The 21,118-nt window shown below is 47.0% G+C and carries 10 protein-coding genes; 7 read left to right on the forward strand and 3 right to left on the reverse strand.

Translation table 11 applies throughout. The features are described 5' to 3' along the window. Positions 1–8: 8 nt before the first annotated feature. Positions 9–7,145, forward strand: coding sequence for an amino acid adenylation domain-containing protein (locus ACMX2I_RS05335; RefSeq protein ID WP_414956392.1), 7,137 nt, complete (start codon positions 9–11; stop codon positions 7,143–7,145). A 15-nt stretch (positions 7,146–7,160) separates the two neighbouring features. Continuing rightward, a complete protein-coding gene (locus ACMX2I_RS05340) occupies positions 7,161–7,370 on the forward strand; it encodes an MbtH family protein (protein WP_148963982.1) in 210 nt (69 codons plus the stop codon). 158 nt (positions 7,371–7,528) lie between these two features. On the opposite strand, the gene ACMX2I_RS05345 is transcribed toward ACMX2I_RS05340, so the two are convergent. The 3 genes from ACMX2I_RS05345 to adeR form a co-directional block, all read right to left on the reverse strand. Next, the gene (locus ACMX2I_RS05345; protein WP_414956393.1) at positions 7,529–8,206 is read right to left on the reverse strand and encodes a DUF2278 family protein; all 678 of its coding nucleotides are present in this window, start codon (positions 8,204–8,206) and stop codon (positions 7,529–7,531) included. A 113-nt stretch (positions 8,207–8,319) separates the two neighbouring features. Further along, the gene (gene ald, locus ACMX2I_RS05350) at positions 8,320–9,456 is read right to left on the reverse strand and encodes an alanine dehydrogenase (protein ID WP_394716301.1); all 1,137 of its coding nucleotides are present in this window, start codon (positions 9,454–9,456) and stop codon (positions 8,320–8,322) included. Between the two features lie 101 nt (positions 9,457–9,557). Next, positions 9,558–10,787: a sporulation transcriptional activator AdeR gene (gene adeR, locus ACMX2I_RS05355; RefSeq protein ID WP_414956394.1), complete on the reverse strand. Its 1,230-nt coding sequence runs from the start codon at positions 10,785–10,787 to the stop codon at positions 9,558–9,560. A gap of 548 nt (positions 10,788–11,335) precedes the next feature. Here adeR and ACMX2I_RS05360 point away from each other — a divergent pair. From ACMX2I_RS05360 to esaA, 5 genes are all read left to right on the forward strand, one after another. Continuing rightward, positions 11,336–11,629: a WXG100 family type VII secretion target gene (locus ACMX2I_RS05360; RefSeq protein ID WP_003220661.1), complete on the forward strand. Its 294-nt coding sequence runs from the start codon at positions 11,336–11,338 to the stop codon at positions 11,627–11,629. 70 nt (positions 11,630–11,699) lie between these two features. Further along, positions 11,700–11,939 carry an ESX secretion system protein YukD gene (yukD, locus tag ACMX2I_RS05365; RefSeq protein WP_010329928.1) on the forward strand — a complete coding sequence of 80 codons (240 nt, stop codon included), beginning with the start codon at positions 11,700–11,702 and terminating at the stop codon, positions 11,937–11,939. Positions 11,940–11,953: 14 nt separating this feature from the next. Beyond that, complete coding sequence (gene essB, locus ACMX2I_RS05370; RefSeq protein WP_414956395.1) at positions 11,954–13,306, forward strand: type VII secretion protein EssB; 1,353 nt, start codon at positions 11,954–11,956, stop codon at positions 13,304–13,306. A gap of 60 nt (positions 13,307–13,366) precedes the next feature. Continuing rightward, positions 13,367–17,854, forward strand: coding sequence for a type VII secretion protein EssC (gene essC / locus ACMX2I_RS05375; protein WP_414956396.1), 4,488 nt, complete (start codon positions 13,367–13,369; stop codon positions 17,852–17,854). Then, positions 17,851–21,096 carry a type VII secretion protein EsaA gene (gene esaA, locus ACMX2I_RS05380; RefSeq protein ID WP_414956397.1) on the forward strand — a complete coding sequence of 1,082 codons (3,246 nt, stop codon included), beginning with the start codon at positions 17,851–17,853 and terminating at the stop codon, positions 21,094–21,096. The genes essC and esaA overlap by 4 nt, the downstream gene beginning before the upstream one ends. Positions 21,097–21,118: the final 22 nt, after the last annotated feature.

Raw genomic sequence — 21,118 nt, forward strand, 5'->3', positions numbered from 1 at the left:
ACAAACGGATGCCTGATACAAAAGACCTTCAATATTCTTTGACCGGAGCGCAAACCGGCATATGGTTTGCTCAGCAGCTTGATCCGGACAATCCAATCTACAATACAGCGGAATATATAGAAATCAATGGACCAATCAATATTGCTCTTTTTGAAGAAGCTTTGCGGCACGTGATAAAGGAAGCGGAATCGCTGCATGTCCGCTTCGGTGAAAAGATGGATGGGCCTTGGCAAAAGATAAATCCGTCTCCGGATGTACAGCTGCACATCATTGACGTCAGCTCTGAGCCTGATCCGGAAAAAACAGCATTAAACTGGATGAAGAAAGATTTGGCAAAGCCGATCGATTTAGGATATGACCCTTTGTTCAATGAAGCTCTGTTTATAGCCGGGCCTGATCGTTTCTTTTGGTATCAGCGCATTCACCATATTGCGATCGACGGCTTCGGCTTTTCCCTGATTGCTCAGCGCGTGGCAAGTACGTATGCCGCGCTTATGAAAGGACAATCAACTGATGGCCGTTCCTTTGGGGCTCTTCAGGCCATATTAGAGGAGGATGCAGATTATCGCGCATCAGAGCAGTATGAGAAGGATCGTCAATTCTGGCTGGATCGTTTTGCTGATGGCCCTGAAGTTGTGAGTTTGGCTGATCGGGCCCCAAGAACATCTAACAGCTTTCTTCGTCATACGGCGTATTTGCCTCTATCTGATGTAAACGCGTTAAAAGAAGCGGCGCGCTATTTCTCAGGAAGCTGGCATGAAGTCGTGGTTGCGGTGTCGGCTGTTTATGTGCACCGTATGACCGGCTCTGAGGATATTGTGCTCGGTCTGCCTATGATGGGACGGATAGGGTCCGCATCATTGAATGTGCCGGCTATGGTGATGAATCTTCTCCCGCTCCGGCTGTCTGTCAGCTCTTCGATGAGCTTTTCAGAGCTTATTCAGCAAATTTCCCGGGAAATCCGCAGTATCCGGCGACATCATAAGTATCGCCATGAAGAGCTTCGGCGCGATCTGAAATTGATAGGAGAAAACCATAGATTGTTTGGCCCGCAAATCAATCTCATGCCATTTGATTACGGTCTTGACTTTGCCGGGGCCCGAGGAACAACGCATAACCTTTCAGCCGGTCCTGTTGATGATCTATCAATCAATGTCTATGACAGAACGGACGGCAGCGGGTTGCGGATAGATGTTGATGCGAATCCAGAGGTATACAGCGAGTTTGATATTCAGCTCCATCAGCAGCGTATCTTGCAGCTGCTGCAAACGGCTTCAGCCGGGGAGGATATGCTGATTGGGCAAATGGAGCTTCTATTACCAGAGGAGAAAGAACAAGTCATTCGTGAATGGAATGAGACAGGAAAATCCGAGAAGCTGCTCAGCCTCCAGGACATGTTTGAGAAGCAGGCAATCCTTACGCCAAAGCGTATCGCTCTCCTATGTGATGACGTTCAAGTAAACTATCAAGGACTGAATGAGGAGGCAAACCGCCTCGCGCACCTTTTAATTGAAAAAGGTCTTGGTCCGGAGCAATTTGTCGCTTTGTCGCTGCCGCGTTCTCCGGAGATGGTAGCTTCGATGCTAGCTGTATTAAAGACTGGTGCGGCGTATCTTCCGCTTGATCCGGAGTTTCCAGCCGACCGAATTTCTTACATGCTCGAGGATGCGAAACCTTCATGCATCATAACGACTGAGGAAATAGCAGCCCGTCTCCCTGATGACATGGCAGTACCGCAGCTTGTGCTTGATCAGGCTGTTACACAGGAGGCTGTTAAACGCTATTCGCCTGACAATCCGAATATATCGGTTCCTCTTGCCCATCCTGCGTATATCATCTATACCTCAGGATCAACAGGAAGGCCGAAGGGTGTCGTTGTTACGCTGAAAAGCTTAAGCAATTTTCTGCTGTCCATGCAGGAGGCTTTTTCTCTGGGAGAAGAAGACAGACTGTTGGCTGTGACAACTGTCGCTTTTGATATTTCGGCATTGGAGTTATTTCTTCCGCTTATCAGCGGGGCGCAAATCGTGATCGCGAAGAAAGAAACGATCCGTGAGCCGCAGGCATTAGCTCAGATGATTGAATATTTTGATATCAATATCATGCAGGCGACACCGACACTATGGCATGCTTTAGTGACGAATGAACCAGAGAAACTTGGGGGGCTCAGAGTGCTTGTCGGAGGCGAAGCGCTGCCGAGCGGTCTTTTGCAGGCGCTTCAAGAGCTTCAGTGTCCAGTCACGAACTTATACGGCCCTACTGAAACAACAATTTGGTCTGCCGCAGCTTTTCTTGAAAAAGGGGTGAAGGGCGTTCCGCCGATTGGCAAACCGATTTGGAATACGCAGGTGTATGTGCTGGATAACGGCTTGCAGCCGGTGCCGCCGGGCGTTGTCGGAGAGCTTTATATTGCAGGCTCCGGCTTGGCTAGAGGTTATTTCCACCGGCCTGATTTAACGGCCGAACGTTTTGTCGCAGATCCATACGGACCGCCGGGGACTCGGATGTATCGAACCGGAGATCAGGCCCGCTGGCGAACTGATGGGTCTTTGGATTATATCGGGCGGGCTGATCATCAAATCAAAATTCGCGGATTCCGAATTGAACTTGGAGAAATTGATGCCGTGCTTGCCAAGCATCCGGACATCGAACAGGCCGCTGTTGTCGTTCGGGAAGATCAGCCGGGAGACAAACGGTTAGTCGCATATGTAGTCGCTGCTTCAGCTATTGACATTGCTGAGCTTCGCCGTTATGTGGGTGCCAGTCTTCCTGATTATATGGTGCCGGCGGCGTTTGTGGAGATGGACGAACTGCCATTAACACCGAATGGCAAGCTCGATCGAAAAGCACTGCCAGCGCCTGATTTTAGCACATCTGTCAGCGATCGGGGACCGCGGACCCCTCAGGAAGAGATATTGTGTGACTTGTTTGCCGAGGTTCTTGGTTTGGCCCGTGTCGGCATTGATGACAATTTCTTTGAGCTGGGCGGTCACTCTCTTCTTGCGGCCCGTTTGATGAGCCGTATTCGCGAGGTAATGGGGGCCGAACTCGGTATCGCAAAGCTCTTTGACGAACCGACAGTCGCCGGACTTGCTGTACATCTCGATCAGGCGCAGAGTGCACGGCCCGCATTGCAGAGAGCCGAGCGGCCTGATAATATCCCGCTTTCTTTTGCTCAGCGACGGCTATGGTTCCTCCATTGTCTGGAAGGACCGAGCCCTACTTATAATATTCCGGTTGCTGTCCGTCTGTCGGGTGAGCTGGACCAAGAAGTGCTGAAAGCGGCACTATATGATCTCGTCTGCCGCCATGAAAGCCTTCGGACGATTTTCCCTGAATCACAAGGGACATCCTATCAGCATATTTTGGAGGCTGATCAAGCACGGCCTGATTTACATGTTACTGAAATTGCTGAGGAGGAGCTTTCTGAGCGGCTTGCCGAAGCTGTGCGCTACAGTTTTGATCTTGCAGCTGAACCTGCTTTTCGTGCAGAGCTTTTTGTCATCGGTCCTGACGAGTACGTGCTGCTTCTCCTCGTACATCATATTGTCGGGGACGGCTGGTCCTTAACGCCGCTGACCCGTGATCTTGGGGCGGCTTATGCGGCTCGCTGTCACGGAAGAGATCCCGAATGGGCGCCCCTTGCTGTGCAGTATGCAGACTATGCGCTTTGGCAGCAAGAACTGCTTGGAAGCGGGGATGATCCAAATAGTTTGATTGCCGGACAGCTTGATTTCTGGAAAGAAACCCTGAAGAATTTGCCTGATCAGCTTGAACTGCCAACCGATTATTCACGTCCGGCTGAGCCGAGTCATGATGGGGATACGATTCATTTTCGCATTGAGCCTGAGCTTCACAAGCGATTGCAGGAGCTGGCTCGTACAAATAGGGTGAGCCTGTTTATGGTGCTTCAATCCGGCCTGGCCGCTTTATTGACAAGGCTCGGGGCGGGCACTGATATCCCGATCGGCAGTCCGATCGCGGGGCGGAATGATGATGCGCTGGGCGATCTTGTGGGGCTGTTTATCAATACATTGGTGCTCAGAACCGATACGTCCGGTGACCCCAGCTTCCGTCAGCTTCTTGACAGAGTACGGGAAGTGAATCTGGCAGCTTATGAAAATCAGGACCTGCCGTTCGAGAGACTTGTAGAGGTGCTCAATCCGGCTCGTTCACGGGCGACGCATCCTTTATTCCAAATTATGCTTGCGTTCCAAAACACACCAGACGCTGAACTGCATCTTCCTGACATGGAAAGCAGCCTGCGGATCCACAGTGTCGGTTCTGCCAAGTTTGATGTGACGCTGGAAATCAGTGAAAACCGGCTTGCTGACGGGACACCAAACGGATTGGAGGGACTGCTCGAGTACAGTACTGATCTTTTCAAGCGGGAAACTGCTCAGGCTCTTGCTGACCGTCTGATGCGCCTGCTGGAGGCTGCCGAGTCTGATCCGGACCAGCAAATCGGAAATCTGGACATTCTTGCACCGGAGGAGCGCAGCAGCATGGTGACAGATTGGCGAAGTGTTTCTGAAAAGATTCCGCACGTAAGTTTGCCGGAGCAGTTTGAGAAACAGGCAGCTTTAAGTCCAGATGCCATTGCCGTTGTTTATGAAGATCAGGCGCTGAGCTATGCAGAGCTGAATGAAAGAGCAAATCGGCTTGCCCGAATGCTGATCAGCGAAGGCGTCGGGCCGGAGCAATTTGTGGCATTAGCACTGCCCCGATCACTGGAGATGGCTGTCGGGCTATTAGCGGTTCTAAAAGCCGGCGCGGCTTATCTGCCTCTCGATCCGGACTATCCGGCTGACCGAATCGCTTTTATGCTGAAAGATGCACAGCCCGCGTTTATTATGACGAACACAAAAGTTGCGGAGCATATTCCGTCAGCGGAAAACGTGCCGAAAATCGTGTTGGATGATCCGGAACTGGAAGAGAAACTAAACACATACTCTTCTGAGAATCCGAATAATACGGATCGGATTCAGCCGCTTTCTCCTTTGAATTCGGCGTATGTCATTTATACATCCGGTTCAACGGGAGTTCCAAAAGGTGTGATGATTCCTCATCAAAACGTAACGCGTTTATTTGCAGCGACCGACCACTGGTTCCATTTCAGCTCGGACGATATCTGGACCATGTTCCATTCCTATGCGTTTGACTTTTCGGTGTGGGAGATTTGGGGTCCTTTGCTGCACGGCGGACGTCTTGTGATCGTGCCCCATCATGTCAGCAGATCGCCGGAAGCGTTTCTGCGCCTGCTTGTCAAAGAAGGTGTGACCGTTCTGAATCAGACACCATCTGCTTTCTATCAATTGATGCAGGCGGAACGGGAGCAGGCGGATTTCGGACAGGCGCTCAGTCTGCGCTATGTCATTTTTGGCGGAGAAGCGCTTGAACTCAGCCGTTTAGAGGATTGGTATAATCGCCACCCTGAAAATAGACCGAAGCTGATCAATATGTATGGGATTACTGAAACGACTGTGCATGTGAGCTATATCGAATTAGACCGAAGCATTGCAGCTTTACGGGCAAACAGTTTGATCGGCTGCGGGATTCCCGATCTTGGCGTATATGTGCTCGATGAGCGCTTGCAGCCGGTTCCGCCGGGTGTTGCCGGAGAGCTGTATGTATCAGGAGCGGGATTAGCAAGAGGCTATCTGGGACGGCCTGGTTTAACAGCGGAACGCTTCATAGCTGATCCATTCGGTCCTCCGGGCACTCGGATGTATCGCACTGGGGATGTGGCCCGCCTCCGCGCTGACGGTTCTCTCGACTATGTCGGCCGTGCCGATCACCAAGTGAAAATTCGAGGCTTCCGGATTGAACTGGGAGAAATTGAAGCCGCGCTAGTTCAGCATTCACAGCTTGAAGATGCGGCAGTGATCGTTCGTGAGGATCAGCCGGGAGATAAACGTTTGGCAGCTTATGTTATCCCTTCGAAAGAAACGTTTGATACAGCGGAACTGCGCAAATATGCTGCTGATAGACTGCCGGATTACATGGTGCCTTCCGCCTTTGTGACGATGAAAGAATTGCCGCTGACACCGAACGGAAAGCTTGACCGTAAAGCGCTGCCCGCTCCGGATTTCGCAGCGGCGGTGACAGGACGCGGACCGAGAACACCGCAGGAAGAAATCCTCTGTGACCTGTTTATGGAAGTGCTTCACTTGCCGCGTGTCGGTATTGATGACCGTTTCTTCGATTTAGGCGGACATTCCTTGCTTGCTGTTCAGCTGATGAGCCGCATTCGTGAAGCGCTCGGTGTTGAACTCAGCATCGGCAACCTATTTGAAGCACCGACTGTGGCCGGGCTTGCTGAAAGACTTGAGATGGGCACAAGCCAAAGCGCACTCGATGTTCTGCTGCCGCTCCGAACAAGCGGAGACAAGCTTCCTTTATTCTGTGTACATCCGGCAGGCGGACTCAGCTGGTGCTATGCTGGTTTGATGACCAATTTAGGAACAGATTATCCGATCTACGGCTTGCAGGCACGCGGAATCGGGGAGCGGGAGGAGCTTCCGAAATCGCTTGATGACATGGCTGCCGATTATATTGAACAAATCCGAACGGTCCAGCCGAAAGGCCCGTATCATCTGCTGGGCTGGTCCCTTGGCGGGAATGTTGTTCAAGCTATGGCCACCCAGCTGCAAAATCATGGAGAAGAAGTATCTCTACTAGTGATGCTGGACGCCTATCCGAACCACTTCCTTCCCATAAAAGAGGCGCCGGATGATGAGGAAGCGCTTATTGCCCTTCTGGCGTTAGGCGGGTACGATCCAGACAGCTTAGGGGACAAACCGCTTGATTTTGAAACGGCGATTGAGATTCTTCGCCGTGACGGCAGCGCGCTTGCGAGTCTGGATGAATCGGTCATTTTAAATCTGAAGAATACGTATGTCAATTCTGTCGGCATTTTAGGCTCATATAAGCCGAAAACCTTCCGTGGAAATGTCTTGTTTTTCAGATCAACAATCATACCTGAATGGTTTGATCCGATTGAACCGGATTCGTGGAAGCCTTATATTAACGGACACATTGAACAAATCGACATCGACTGCCGCCATAAAGATCTTTGTCAGCCGGCACCGCTCGCTCAAATCGGCAAGGTGCTCGCTGTCAAACTGGAAGAGATGAATAAATAAGGGGGGAAGAAAGAGATGGCAAATCCTTTTGAAAATGCGGATGGCACATATTTGGTGCTGATCAATGAAGAGGGCCAATATTCCCTATGGCCCGGATTTATAGATGTGCCGAGCGGCTGGACAGTCGTTCATGAGCAAAAAGGGCGTGAAGCTTGTCTGGACTATATCCAATCGCATTGGAGTGATATGAGGCCAAACAGCTTAAAGCCTGTTGGAAATGTGTAATAGCATAAAAAAGAGACTGCTTGCCGCAGTCTCTTTTGCTTCTAGACTTCAAGGGTTTTCAATCACGCTGAAAAAATGACAAAATCCTAAAACAAAAACCGTTTTAGGACTTTGTCTGCAATCTGAAAGAGACTGCCGCTGCAGTCTCTTTTTCTATCTTACGCAGACGTTTCGGTATGATCACAATCTCTGACCGGGTTTCCGTTTTCATCCGTACACCAAGATTGGGATAAAAATGCTAAAAACACAGCGGCCCATTGATCGGCAAATTGTATCAGAATGCCTCCGTCATGCCAAGCGCCATTGTCTTTTTTCCAGCGGCTATCCATTGCATTCCCTTGATTCATATGGATATTGTGCATGCCGTTGGTCGGAGTAAAGCCGAATATTTTATCCGCAGCCTGCTCCGGCCCAAATTTTGAACCGAATATATAAACCGGCGCTTTCTCTTCTTGCGCTTTTTTCATATACGTTTCAATAAAATCATTTAAATCATTATCAGGCCCTGTGATTTCATGAGGCAAAGGTTTCATTCCCTGCGGATCAAACAAATTGCCCCGCACATAATCGAGCGCCATTTCACGGTTTGCTTCATTGATCTTTGTATATCCATACGGCATGTTCGGAAGGATGGTGATCGAGCTTGAATCAAACTGATCGTCAGCCACATACAATACTTCAGATTCCTCAGAGCTGGACATCACATTGATGGCGCACCTGTAATACGTATTCTCTTCACCGAGCACTTTGACTTGGAAATGGGGACTGTCATCATCTGTTTCCCGCTTCATGTCTAAGACAATGCCTTTTAAAACGCCATATTGTTGAACAGCCATATGAATCCTCCTTTATGATCAAGTTCATCGTTTTAGTTCGTGAAAGGGTTCCTCTTTTCCTTTTAAAAGATGAAAAAAGCCTGCAGAAAATCTTTCTGCAAGCTTAATGTGAATTAAGCACCCGCTACAGATGACTCATCCTGTAAAGCTTTCTCGGCAGGCACATACTCGTATCCTAAATCCTTTGCCACAGCCTCGTAGGTCACGTGTCCGTTTGCTGTGTTTAAACCAGCTCTCAGTGCCGCATTGTCTGCGAGCGCTTTTACTGCTCCTTTGTTCGCGATTTGCAGCGCGTATGGAACAGTAACGTTCGTCAGCGCGATTGTTGATGTGCGAGGGACAGCGCCCGGCATGTTCGCCACAGCGTAGTGGACAACGCCGTGTTTTTCATATGTCGGCTGATCATGCGTGGTAATATGGTCGACAGTTTCGACGATGCCGCCTTGGTCGATCGCAACATCGACAATCACAGAACCAGGTTTCATTTGTTTTACCATTTCCTCGGTGACAAGAGTCGGAGCTTTAGCCCCCGGAATTAAGACTGCGCAAATGAGAAGATCCGCTTCTGCCACAGCATCTGCAATATTGACCGGATTAGACATTAACGTTTTAATCTGATGGCCGAAAATGTCATCAAGCTGGCGCAGGCGGTCTGCGTTTAAGTCGATGATGGTCACGTCTGCACCAAGGCCGACAGCCATTTTCGCCGCGTTTGTGCCGACAGCGCCTCCTCCGATAATCGTTACTTTTCCGCGGGAAACGCCTGGCACTCCGGCAAGCAAAATGCCTTTTCCGCCCTTAGGTTTCTCTAAGAATTGAGCTCCGATTTGCGCTGCCATTCTGCCTGCAACCTCTGACATTGGCGTCAGAAGCGGCAATGTCCGGCCGTCACTAACTGTTTCATATGCGATCGCCGTAACGCCTTTATCTTTCAAGGCTTGCGCAAGCTTAGGCTCGGCGGCTAAATGAAGGTACGTAAACAGTACAAGTCCTTTGCGGAAGTAGACATATTCTTCCGGCAGCGGTTCTTTTACCTTCATGACCATTTCGGCGTCCCACACCTGTTTCGGCTCGGCAATGATTTCCGCTCCTGCTGATTCATAGGCTTTATTTTCAAATCCGCTTCCAAGGCCCGCGCCTGTTTCAACCAGCACCCGGTGGCCGTTTGAAATAAGCTGGGAAACGCCTCCAGGTGTTAGTGCGACACGGTTTTCATTGTTTTTTATCTCTTTAGGAACCCCTATGATCATATCTGTCTCCTCCTGTATACGTGATGTTTTTAGTGTAGAATGATTCTTTAGAAAATTCTTTGTTTGAATAAGAAAATAAAAAAACATGGATTTGTGAAATTTCACAAATCCATATGCCGAAGCTTAATATCTAAATAGATGGTGAATTTTTGATTTACATTTTTCAAATCGATTTCAGCGATCTGGCTGATACGCTTGAGGCGGTAATTCAATGTATTAACATGTATATTTAACACCTTGGCAGCGGTATTCACGTTGCTGTCAGCTTCAATAAAACGTTCTAGTGTTTCTACCATATTTGACTGGTGATTCCGGTCATACTGTTCCAGTTTGGATAGCGAATAATTAAAATATGCCGTCTGCTTCCGTTTCTCATCTAAGACATCCAAGTATTGATAAATGCCTAGCTCAGAAAAGCTGAAAAGATGTTGGGTCTCTTCTGCGAACCGTTCCTTCGCTTTTAAAACGGACAATGCTTCCTGATACGAACGGGAGACAAAAGAAATAGAGTTGTATATTCCGCCAAAAGCGATAGAAGCGCCTTCTATTTTATAACGTTCCTTTAACTGTTTTTGTGTACTCAAAGCAAACTGTTTTAAATCTTGAAAAGGGTGTTCTGTTTTGGGAGCGGTTAAAATAATGAGTTCATTGGAATCTACGGTCGTCAGCAGCACGTGAACCTGCTGGGTCGTTTCCTGCAAATATTGCAGCTGCTGTTCGATTTTTTCCGTCAGCTCACCGTTTATCCGGATGATCATCACGGAAAACTCAGAAGGGGCAACCATTCCAAGCTTGTGAAATCCATCCGCCATGTCATGCTCCTGATGAATGTGTCCGGTCAGCATTTTCCAGAAAAACTCTTGGCTTCGTTCTTCATTTTTTGTTTTTCTGATTTGGAGTTTGAGAAGCTTGTTTCTCACTGCTTTTGCCGCCATTTGCAACGTCATCAGATCATCGTCAGACAATGTTTTTTGGATCTCAAGCGCCCATATGAAGCCAAGCACTTGGCTGTTTTTCCAAATCGAAATGGCAACACGGTTGCTTAGCCCGACATCATCTATTTGCTTAACTCTGATCGGCTGGTCCGTTTTTAAGAGAGCTGGAATCGTCCCGTCTTTCCACAACTTATTAATGACCTTCTCAGGTACTCTTCTGCCAATGATAGTAGACGTCCGGGCAGGGTCTGTGCAGTCGCTGTGTGTGCTGTAGGCAAGAAGCTTGTGGTTAACATCCTCTATGGTGATCGGGCACCGCAGCACGTCGCTGATATGATCAGCCACATCTTCAAGTCTGTCAAAACTGTATTTAAACGGATCATTCGGCATGGTCATAAATCTCCCTACTTTTCATGCTTGATTTCTCTTTGACATCTCATTATCTACCTTTTATTATGATTGTTGTTGTTTGTGAAAATCAACAACAAAGAGCGGAAGCCAAACAACAAAGTAAACGGCATACTAGAGAAACATCTTATATATGATTGGCAGAGTAATCGCCTGCAGTTTTGCGCCTTATATGATGTGAAAGTTTATTCTTTTAAGAAGGTCATCGGAGGCGAGAATTAAGGAAAGAAAAAACTCAACCTTTCAGAAATGGTGCTGTAGCATCAAATTTTCTGAAAGGTTTTTTTTGGGAGTTGGAGAATCATTTGGGTCTTTTGGATTATTCGAAGAATGAAGAGAAGATTAAGAAAATGAACCTACTTGTTTAACAATATATGTCATTTTTAAGTGATCCGGGATAAACCATTGGACTCATTTTGTAAAATTAAAACATATTTGTTTGACTGTGCCGAAAAACTGTTTTTATAATAATGACGTTCTAAAAATAAGTGAATTAGCCCATATTTAGGCTGATGGCACAGGAGGTAATGAGGAATATGGCAGGATTAATTCGTGTCACACCCGAAGAGCTAAGAGCGATGGCGAAGCAATACGGCGTCGAAAGCCAAGAAGTATTAAATCAGGTTGATCGTTTAAACCGTATGATCTCTGATTTGAAAAGCATGTGGGAAGGTGCTTCAAGCGAAGCGTTCGCAGATCAATACGAGCAGCTCAAACCTTCATTTATCAAAATGTCAGATTTGCTTCAAGATGTGAATCAGCAGCTTGATCAAACAGCAAATACACTTGAGTCTACTGACCAAGACATCGCAAATCAAATCCGCGGATAACAGTATGAAAGGGAAGGAGCGCCTGATTCACCAGAAGACGGCGCTCTTTCTATGTAAGGGTGATCCTAAAATGTATATTGATATTACAATAGATTTGAAACATTATAACGGCAGTGTCTTTGATCTCAGATTGTCAGATTACCACCCGGTGAAAAAAGTAATTGATATTGCTTGGCAGGCTCAAAGCGTAGCTATACCTCCGCGCGAAGGGCACTGGATCAGAGTGGTTAATAAGGATACGGTGTTTTCCGGAGAATGCAAGCTGTCTGATTGCGGCATTACAAACGGAGACCGGCTTGAAATATTATGAAAGGATCTGGTTGAATGTCAGGTAAACAAAAATCATATTTAGAAAACCAATTAGAAGCTGTTGCCGAGAAAACAGATGCCGGCTATACATTTACCTTTCAGCGGGAAACAATAAAGCTTCTGGACGGTCTCGAAGCCAACGTGATCAAAGATGTAAATCCTTTTTTTCATAAAGAGATCGATGTGACGGATGATGAAGTGATCATCACAATCCAACCTCCTCCCTCCTATAAAGCATTCCGCTTCATGAAAGCTAAAGATAAAAAAAGCAAATGGCAGTTTGCCTATCAGCTTGTCCAAGCTGTACAGCAGCACAATCTGTCGAGGCTGAATGTAATTGTCGTTCCTGAAAACATTGTATTCGATAAAGGGCTGACGCCTTATTTTCTCCATTATGGAGTAAAAGAAAGCATTCCTCCTTACGAGCATGATGAGGAAAGAGTGTGGCGGGAGCTGAAAGCGGCAGCGGCTTTGGCAGTTGACGGCGCTTTTGCATTTGAAGAATACCTGAAATTCAATGAAACGCTGACGTTCTCCGCAGAGGCTAAGGCGATATTGGATGCGGCGTCCTATGATGACCTGCTCGAGCTGATTCAAACCCATATCGATGAGCTCGAAGCCAAAGCGAAAACATACATACATATCCCGAGAAAGAAGTGGAACATCCAGCGATACATCGGGCTGGGACTCATTGTTTTGCTGGTACCGGCTCTTATTTATTCGATGTACGCCTTATTTTTCGCGCAGCCAAAGCACCAGGCGATAGTGGACAGCAACCGTGCTTTCTTAAACAAGCAGTACAGTGAGGTGATCAGCACGCTGTCGAAGTACGATGCGGAAAGCCTGCCGGAATCGGTGCAGTATCAGCTTGCGACGTCTTATGTTGAGGTGGAGAATCTGGGGAGTGCAAAAACTAAAAACATTGAAAATAATTTAGTTACACTGCAATCAGATCCTCAGCATTTCTTGTATTGGATTGATTACGGCCGTGGGGATTACAAAGAAGCTATCAGTATTGGCCGTAAACTGGAATACAATGATTACATTTACTTTGGCCTTGCGAAATATAAACAGCAGCTTTTATCGGAAGATACAAATGATGAAGACATACAAAAAGAACTCGATTCAGTAAATAGTGAGCTTGAAAAAGCAAAGAAGGAACATGATGAAAATCAAGCACAGTCCAATACTGATACGTCTTTAGTCGATACAACCGAACAACAAACACAAACAGACAAAGAAAAACAACAAGCTGAAGAGAAAGCGGCAGAAGAAAAAGCCGCAGCCGAAGAAAAAGCGAAAAAAGAAGAACAAGCGAAGAAAGAAAAAGAAACAGAAAAGAAAGATGAGAAAAAAGATGACAAATAACGTGAGACATGAAGCGCGGGTCATCGGATGCTGCCGTTTGGCCGTTAGGGGGTTCGCCATTTGAGTCTATTATGGGTTTTTTACCAAAATAACGTTCAAAAACTGAAACTGTCTGACCTCCCGTCGTCCCATCCGGCGACCATTGGGCCTGATGTGAAGGATTCCATTACGATCGGCACCATTCCGTTTGAAAGCGGAGTGATTTCTCTTCAAAGAAAGGAATCTGAAGGCCAATACGAAGTTTTTCTGGGAAATGAGGGTCTCGGCGTGATTGAGCCGGATACATCATTTTCTCTTCAAACGGATCAGCAGGATATACGCTTGATCTTGACGGGCAATGAGCCGGAGAAAACCGTTTATTTTACGGGGAATCGGGATGAAATCATATGTTCTTCAGAAAACCCGAATGCAGATATTTATCTGAATCCGCAAGATTTTGCTTTTGCAGAACAAAGCACGTTCTCTTTGCTTCGTGTCGGTCAAAGCTGGTCGGTGCAACCTGAAAGCGGGACGGTCTTCTTGAACGGAGAGAAGATCAACGTCAATACACCGCTCCAGCCGGGAGATGAAATCTTCTGGAACTTTACGCAAATGAGAGTGACGGAACAAGACCTTTTAGAAGTTGTTCATTTTGCACCGCTTGAAACAGCATTAACAGAAACGGTCAAACCGAGCACAGAGATGCAGAAAAAATATCCGCAGTACAGAAGAACGCCGCGAATGGTGTACGACCTGCCGGATGACCGCGTGTCCTTCAGTTTTCCCTCTCAAGAGAGCGATCAAACCAACAGAGGTCTGTGGCTTGTCATCCTGCCGCCGCTTGTGATGCTGGTCGTGATGGGCGTTGTCGCCATCATCCAGCCGCGCGGCATATTCATCCTCGTTTCTCTGGCGATGTTTATGATGACCCTCATTACCTCGACGGTGCAATATTTCCGCGATAAAAACCAACGGAAAAAACGCGAGGAAAAACGGGAACGTGTGTATAAGCTTTACTTAGACAACAAGCGGAAAGAACTTCAGGCGCTTTCTGAAAAGCAAAAGCAGGTTCTTGAGTTTCATTTCCCTTCGTTTGAACAAATGAAATACTTAACAAGTGAAATCAGTGACCGGATCTGGGAAAAATCACTTGAAAGCAAGGATTATCTCCAGCTGCGGCTTGGGACGGGAACAGTCCCTTCAAGCTATGAAATCAATATGAGCGGCGGAGACTTGGCCAATCGTGATATCGATGACCTCATGGAGAAATCGCAGCACATGCAGCGTATCTATAAGGATATTCGCAATGCGCCGGTTACGGTCGATTTGGCGGAAGGTCCGATGGGGCTTGTCGGTAAAGCGCAAATTGTGAAAAATGAGATTCACCAGCTGATCGGACAATTGTCGTTCTTCAATAGCTATCACGATTTGCGTTTCGTATTTATTTTTCATGAAGAAGAGTATAAAAACTGGGAGTGGATGAAGTGGCTGCCACAATTTCAAATGCCCCATATTTATGCGAAAGGATTTATTTATAATGAGCAAACCCGAGATCAGCTCCTGTCTTCACTTTATGAATTGATCAGAGAGCGCGATCTCGAAGATGACAAAGAAAAATTGCAGTTCAAACCGCATTTTGTATTTGTCATCACGAATCAGCAGCTGATCTCAGAGCACGTCATTCTCGAATATTTAGAAGGACAGCATGAACATCTGGGCATCTCTACAATTGTTGCCGCGGAAACAAAGGAAAGCTTGTCGGAAAATATTACGACTCTTGTCCGCTACATCAATGAGCATGAAGGGGACATCTTAATACAAAAGAAAAAAGCGGTAAGGATTCCGTTCCGCCTCGATCATCATCAGCGCGGGGACAACGAACGGTTCTCACGCACGCTGCGGACGCTGAATCACCAGGTCGGCATTACGAATTCCATTCCGGAAACGGTATCGTTCCTGGAGCTTTTCCATGCGAAGGAAGTAAAGGAAATCGGCATTCAGCAAAAATGGCTGACGAGTGAATCGGCGAAGTCGCTGTCAGTGCCGATCGGCTATAAGGGAAAAGATGACATTGTGTATCTGAACCTTCACGAAAAAGCCCACGGTCCGCACGGGCTGCTTGCGGGTACAACGGGGTCAGGGAAAAGTGAATTTCTCCAGACCTACATTTTGTCACTTGCGGTGCATTTTCACCCGCATGAAGCGGCTTTCTTATTAATTGACTATAAGGGCGGAGGAATGGCGCAGCCGTTTCGCAACATTCCCCATTTGCTCGGCACCATCACGAATATTGAAGGAAGCAAAAACTTCAGTATGCGTGCGCTCGCTTCGATTAAAAGCGAGCTGAAAAAAAGACAGCGCCTGTTTGATCAGTATCAAGTCAATCACATCAATGACTATACAAAGCTGTACAAGCAGGGGAAAGCAGAAGTGGCAATGCCTCACTTGTTCTTAATTTCTGATGAGTTCGCCGAGCTGAAAAGCGAGGAGCCTGATTTTATCAGGGAGCTTGTCAGTGCCGCGCGTATCGGGCGAAGCCTCGGCGTTCATTTGATTTTGGCGACACAGAAGCCGGGCGGCATCATTGATGACCAGATCTGGAGTAACTCGCGTTTTAAAGTAGCGTTGAAGGTTCAGGATGCCACCGACAGTAAAGAAATTTTGAAAAACAGCGATGCCGCAAACATTACCGTTACAGGACGCGGGTATTTGCAGGTCGGCAACAATGAAGTGTATGAGCTGTTCCAATCCGCTTGGAGCGGTGCGCCTTACTTAGAGGAAGTTTACGGAACAGAGGACGAAATCGCGATCGTCACGGATACGGGTCTGATCCCGCTTTCTGAAGTGGATACCGAAGATATCGCGAAAAAAGACGTTCAAACAGAAATCGAAGCTATAGTTGATGAAATTGAACGCATCCAAGATGAAATGGGAATCGAGAAGCTGTCAAGTCCATGGCTGCCGCCGCTCGCGGAACGTATCCCGCGCACTCTTTTCCCTTCAGACGAAAAAGATCATTTCCACTTTGCGTATGTTGATGAACCTGATCTGCAAAGACAGGCGCCAATTGCTTATAAGATGATGGAAGACGGAAATATCGGCATATTTGGCTCTTCCGGCTACGGAAAATCAATTGCAGCCGCAACGTTCCTGATGAGCTTTGCGGACGTATACACACCTGAAGAGCTTCATGTCTATATCTTTGATTTCGGAAACGGAACGCTTCTGCCATTAGCGAAGCTGCCGCATACCGCGGATTACTTCCTGATGGACCAATCAAGAAAAATTGAAAAGTTCATGATTCGAATCAAGGAAGAAATTGACCGCCGGAAACGTCTGTTCAGGGAAAAAGAAATCAGCCACATTAAAATGTACAATGCGCTGAGCGAAGAAGAGCTTCCGTTCATTTTCATCACCATTGATAACTTTGACATCGTCAAGGATGAAATGCATGAGCTTGAAGCGGAGTTTGTCCAGCTTTCCAGAGACGGACAGAGCTTAGGCATTTACTTCATGATGACAGCAACGCGGGTTAATGCTGTCCGCCAATCATTGTTAAATAACCTGAAAACCAAGGTTGTCCATTATCTCATGGATCAATCTGAGGGATATTCGATTTATGGACGGCCGAAGTTCAATCTTGAACCGATTCCGGGACGCGTCATCATCCAAAAGGAAGAGCTTTATTTCGCGCAAATGTTCCTTCCTGTTGACGCGGACGATGATATCGGCATGTTCAACGGGCTGAAAGCAGACGTTCAGAGTCTCCAGGAGCGCTTTGCTTCACTGGAGCAGCCGGCACCGATTCCGATGCTGCCTGAGAGCCTGTCGACGAAAGAATTTTCTCTCCGCTTCAAGCTGGAACGCAAGCCGTTATCTGTACCGATCGGGCTTCATGAAGAAACAGTCAGCCCAGTCTATTTTGATTTGGGCAAGCATAAACACTGCATGATTTTAGGCCAGACCCAGCGCGGGAAAACAAACGTCTTAAAAGTCATGCTTGAACATCTGATTGATGATGAAACCGAAATGATCGGCCTGTTTGACTCGATTGACCGCGGCTTATCCCATTATGCGAAGGAATCGGATGTCTCATACTTGGAAACGAAAGAAGATATTGAACAGTGGATCGAAACAGCAGAAGGCATTTTCAAAACAAGAGAAGCCATGTATGTAGAAGCTGTCCGTCAGGGAGACGCGCAAAATCTGCAATTCTCACAAGTGGTGCTGATGATTGACGGAATTACGAGATTCCAACAGACGATTGATACGAGAATACAAGACCGTCTGGCAAACTTCATGAAATCATACGCGCATCTTGGCTTCAGCTTTATCCCGGGCGGAAATCACAGTGAATTCTCAAAAGGCTATGACTCCTTGACGACAGAGATGAAGCAAATCCGCCACGCCATTCTGCTGATGAAAAAATCTGAACAAAATGTCATTCCTCTCCCGTACCAAAGACAGGAGCCTGAGATTCAGCCGGGCTTCGGATATGTTGTGGAAAACGGGAAGGAGCAAAAAGTTCAAATTCCTTTATGTTCTGCTGAAAGGGAGAGTGCTAGATGACAGAACAACGAAAAAGCTTGATCAAGTTAATATCCGCCGTCATCATCATTTTGCTGCTGCCGGTTTTGTTTTTCCGTTTTATCGGAGAAGACCCGGCGAAAAAAGTAGCCAATTCAACGCGGCAAATCGCGGTGGTGAACGAAGACACAGGCGTATTGAGTGAAGAGGTGAAGTCTGATGAAGAGGACAGATCCGCCCAGTTCGGCAAAGAAGTAGCTGCCGTTCTGGGAGAACGCCCTGATTATTCGTGGACGGTCCTAAACCGAAGCGCGGCCGAGACAGGTCTCGCATCAAAGAAATACGATGCGATCGTCTACATTCCCTCAGATTTCTCAAAAAACATTTTGAGTTATGACAAAGATCATCCTCAAAAAGCAACACTCGAATTCAGCATTCAAGATAACCTGAATGCGGTCAACAAAGAAAAAGTGCAGCGCGAGCTTGAGGATGCGCAAAAGACAATGAATAAAAAAATGTCGGCTTTATACTGGAATTTTGTTTCACAAAAAGTGGACAACATCAGAGGAGAATTTGACAATATCGTCAATAAAGAATCTGAATTCCAAAATGTCATGTACAACTTTTACAAACCTAGCTCAAATGATTTAGCAGGTGAAATCAAACAGCAAAAAGACTTAATCGATGAGCTGAAGAAATCAATGAATGAAGCGCAAGGCACAACAAAAGAAAAAGCTTCAACAGCGGAAGAAGCCAAAAACACGCTGAAAGATTTCGTTGATACCGTTGAAAGATACAAAGAGTATCAAGAAAATCAGAAAAAGCTGCTTTTGGCAGCCCAGGATTCTACTCACCAGCAAATCCAGACAGGACTGGATGCCATTTCAGCGCAGCAAAAGGCCAATCAGTTCAGCGAACGCATGAGCGGACTGGCAACAGGAATCAGCCAAGCGAAAACACAGCTTGCACAAACAAGTACAGTGTTGGCAAAAGCACAGCAACTGAGAGAGGGACAAGTGCCTCAGCAGGAGCTTGGCATGGCGAAAATCCAAAGTGATTTAATTGAACAATATCAGGCCGCATCAAGGAAGACAGCATTAGAACAGGTGTATGAACAGCTTGTCTTGACGCGACCGGCGCTAACTGTTAAGAAAGGGGACGATCCAGTCGTAGACGACAGCTCTGACAATGACGATCAAGATAAAGAACCGAAGGAAGAGGATCCTGAAGAACTGAAAATCGGTCTTGAAAAACAGCGGGAAGAACTGAAAAGCATCGCCGCTGACATTCAGGACATTTCAGATAATCTGAAGGAGCCTGAAAAAGAAGAACCGACGCCAGAGGACCCGGGAACTGAAAATCCAGGAACTGACGAACCGTCCACTGACGTTCCGCAAAATCCTGATGACGGAACCAATACAAATCCCGACGATACACCAGAGGGAGACACTGGAAACAATGATAACAATAGTGATACCGGAACAGACGGTCAAACGGACGGCAATACTCAGGATCAAGACCAGCAGGGAACAGATGGTCAGGAGCAGAACGGCGATGCCTCTAACGGCGAGTCAGACAGCGGACAAACCGAAACGGACACATCTGCCGAACAGACTGCTTCATCTGACTCAGCCCTTCAAATGATCCAGTTGGCAAATGAAGACGGAACCGGAGATTCAGGCGATACCGAAGGCGACGGCGGGACGACGCAGCCTGAGGACGAAGATCAAACAGGAAACGATGAGGTTTCTGATATCGCAAAAGCAAAAGAACAGCTTAGCAAAGCGTCTGAGCGAATTAAGCAAATTGAAGAAGAGCTCAAAGAAAAAGAAACTGCCCATAATGAAGAGCTGAAAAAGAAATTAGAAGAACTAAAAGAGCAAATGGATGGTCTCAATGATGAAATAGATGATCTCAAAGACCAAGTGAAAACGCTCGATGATAAACTCAAAAGACTCGAAGCGAAACGGGAGCGGGAATTCGAAGGGATTTACCGCGCAATTCGAGAGCTGGAAAATAAAGATCAGCTTCAATTCTCCGGAGAAATTAATACAGAGAGCATCTACGATTTAATGAGATATTATAAATATCTATCTGTATATGATTCGGTATTATCCGGAACCATAGACAGCACGGCAAAAACGAATGCCATTGACGGCCAGCAGGGCAATGTCAAATCACTTCTGGCTCTCACACCGGAAGAATCAGCCAGCTGGGAAGATCTCAAAAACAATATGATGCAAACGGATGAAGACATTAACAGCTTCATCGACGGCATGACCAAATTTGCGGACGAGTACAGCGGCTTTATCCGTGACTCTCAAGCAGGTGTTCTCGACGAACTGACGAAAATCTCTGACAGCGCCGCCAAAGCGTCAGAACAGCTGGTAACAGGCACAACGCAAGAAGCAACGACGTTCAGTAACGACGGGCTGTCTGGCACAATGGCACTGAGTGTCCAAGATACGGTCGGCCAGGAAGTGCTGCAAATGTCAGACATGATGGGGTCCTTGTCTGATCGCCAGTCAGGCATTATTGATTACACAACCAACATGCAGCAAAGCGTCAATGATGTTCAGACGAAAGCTGACACATTAAACAATAACTGGGGGAAAAATGTTGCCTCCACAAAGCTTGTCCGCAGTGACGTATACGGCATATTGGGAAATACATTAGTAGACGGGCAAAACAACGGCTATGTATATGATTACTTGGCGAATCCGCTTAAAATCAGCGGAGAGGTTCCGGAAGAAAAAACGCAGACGGTGCCGCCGGTGGTCATCCTTGTGATTGTATTGATCAGCAGTCTGTTAATCGGCTATTTCAGCTCGTATTACCAAAACGCGCCGCTTCTCGTCAAAGGAGCGCTGTTCGGAATTCTGAATATCCTTGTCGGGCTCATGATCAGCTTGTTCGGTTTGAATATTTACTCGCTGCCGGACGACCAGACGATTAAGTGGTCTGTATTTACGATTCTATTGCTGGTTGCAAGCTCTGCCTTCATCCGGGCGGCATTCAGATTCGGATCAATTTCTGGATGGGTTGCTTCAGCGGCGATGATTCTATTCTACGTCGCACCGCTTATTGATTTGATTATGCCGAACTTTACATTTGAAGATCCTGTTTCGAAAGTATTTATCGACATCCAGTACGGCACAGGGCACTTGTTTACAATGGGAATAACGGTTCTGCTGGTCATTACGGTGATTGCCGCGGCTCTGCCGCTTGTGATCCGGCTGATGGCGGAAAAAACAGCAGAAAGCGATGAAACGTATGAAGCGTAATCGCAGTATGGAAAAGGGGATC

The organism is Bacillus sp. SW14 (genome assembly GCF_047608225.1).
Classification (GTDB): Bacteria; Bacillota; Bacilli; order Bacillales; family Bacillaceae; genus Bacillus; species Bacillus subtilis_G.